Raw genomic sequence first — 1,914 nt, forward strand, 5'->3', positions numbered from 1 at the left:
CGCCTCCCCGCGTGAGGAGGGGGCGGGTGACCCGCGGCTCCCCCCTTGGCAGCCGCGGGTCACCCGCCCCCTCCTCACGCGGGGAGGCGTGTCAGAGGCGCTGCCACAGCGCGGGCACGTTCGGCGGCTCCCAGCCCGCCTGGGCCTGGTGGCCCTGCAGGCAGCGGTAGCTCGCGCCGCCGTACGTGACGGTCGCGCCGGCCGCGTAGACGGTGCCGGCCTTCCAGGTGCCGCCCGGCTCGGGCTCGCCGGGGCCGGGGCCGGGGCCGGGGCCCGGGTCGCCGCCGGTGGTCTTCAGCGTCAGCCCGTACGCGGACAGGATCGGGTTCAGCGGCTGGAAGAAGGTGGTGCCGCCGCTGGAGCAGTTGCCGGAGCCGCCCGAGGTGACGCCCTGCGCCTGGCTACCGGAGATGTAGGAGCCGCCGGAGTCGCCGGGCTCGGCGCACACCGTCGTGCGGGTCACGCCGGAGATGGTGCCCTCGGGGTAGGTGACGCTGGTGTTGTGCTGCTGGATGGTGCCGCAGTGCCAGCCGGTCGTGGAGCCCGAGCGGCAGACCGACGCGCCGACGGGCTGCAGGACCGAGCCGGTGACCTGCACGTTCGCGCCGCCGCTGCCCTTGACGTACGGGGTGGCGGTCCAGTTCGTGTTCGCGGCGACCCAGGCCATGTCGCTGCCGGGGAACACCGACGCCTGGAAGGAGCCCTGCGCGACCCGGTTGAAGCCGGTCGTCGTCGTCCCGGCCCGGCCGCAGTGCCCGGCGGTGGCGAAGCCGTGGGTGGTGCCGCGGGTCACCGGGAAGCCGACGGAGCAGCGGCCGCTGCCGTTCATGTAGTACGCGTCGCCGCCGCGCAGGTCGTACAGCGGGCGCGGGACCTGCGCGGTCGGCACCACGGTGACGAGGGAGGAGTCGGTGCCCGTCGCGGCGAGCAGGCGGGCCGCGGCGCCGGGCTCGGCCTCCTCGACGACGAGGGCGTTGGTGCGGGGGTCGACGTAGCGCACCGGGGTCCCGGCGGTGGCGGCCCGGTCGAGGGCGGCCTTCGCGGCGTCGAGGGAGGCGAGGGAGCGGGCGACGACGACCGGCCGGGCGCCGGCGGCGCGTATCGCGGCCGCGTCGGAGGCGCGGGTCGTGGCGACGGACAGGGCGGCCGCGTCCGAGCCGTCGACCCAGGCGCCGGCGAAGGCGGGGCCGAGGCGGCTCTGCAGGCGGGCGGCCGCCGCCCCGGCCTCGGCCTCGTGCGCGAGGCGGGCCCGGGCCCGGTCCGGGCTCAGCCCGAGGTCGCGCTGCATGGCGGCCAGCAGCTCGGGCTGCGCTTCGGCGGTGCGCAGGGTCTCGGCGGCGGTCGGCGCCGGGGCGGTCCGGGCCGCCGGCTCGGCGGCGGCCGTCCCGACGGCGGCGGCCAGCAGCAGGCCGGCCGCGGCCAGGGCGGTACACGCCGATCGGGCGTGTCGCTTGGGCATGGGGGGTCCCTTCGGTCTTCGGCGGGGATGCGGAAACCGTAGGGACCCCAACGGGCCCTCAGGTACTGCCGGTTGGCCCCTCCCCCGGTGTTATGCCCGGCCGGTCGGGGGCGGGCGCCGGGTGCCGACGTGCGTTCTTGGGGGTGCGGCCGGAGGATGGGGGCACCAGGCAGGTACTCCTAGGAGGCAACCGATGGGAACAGAATCGGACCAGCAGCGTGAATCCGTGACCCCTTCGTCGAAGCTGTTCACGGGTGGGGAGCGGGCGTACGACCCCGAGGACCTCGTCATGGCGACGGGCGCCGACCCGACTCCGGAGCGGGTCGAAAAGGCCCGGAAGCTGATCGAGAAGGAAGGCCCGAGGGTCATCGAACGCTACCTGCCGTAGCCGACCCGCTCCCGGCCACCCGCCCCGAAGGGGGCGGGCTCCGAAGGGGGCGGGCCCGAAGGGGGCG

Annotated in this window: 2 protein-coding genes; one reads left to right on the forward strand and one right to left on the reverse strand. The window is 76.6% G+C overall.

The window, feature by feature from the left end:
* Nucleotides 1-91: 91 nt before the first annotated feature.
* Nucleotides 92-1,459: a carbohydrate-binding protein gene (locus EF903_RS32125; RefSeq protein ID WP_125548476.1), complete on the reverse strand. Its 1,368-nt coding sequence runs from the start codon at nucleotides 1,457-1,459 to the stop codon at nucleotides 92-94.
* Between the two features lie 193 nt (nucleotides 1,460-1,652).
* Between EF903_RS32125 and EF903_RS32130 the strand changes: the two genes are divergently transcribed.
* Entirely contained in the window at nucleotides 1,653-1,847 is a 195-nt protein-coding gene (locus tag EF903_RS32130) for a hypothetical protein (RefSeq protein WP_114053920.1), read from the forward strand.
* Nucleotides 1,848-1,914 lie beyond the last annotated feature (67 nt).

The sequence above is a fragment of the Streptomyces sp. WAC05292 genome, from assembly GCF_003949955.1.
Classification (GTDB): domain Bacteria; phylum Actinomycetota; class Actinomycetes; order Streptomycetales; family Streptomycetaceae; genus Streptomyces; species Streptomyces globosus.

Excerpts from the sequence above, each read along its gene's own strand:
- EF903_RS32125 (WP_125548476.1), bottom strand. The coding sequence starts at position 1,459 with ATGCCCAAGCGACACGCCCGATCGGCGTGTACCGCCCTGGCCGCGGCC.
- EF903_RS32130 (WP_114053920.1), top strand. The coding sequence starts at position 1,653 with ATGGGAACAGAATCGGACCAGCAGCGTGAATCCGTGACCCCTTCGTCG.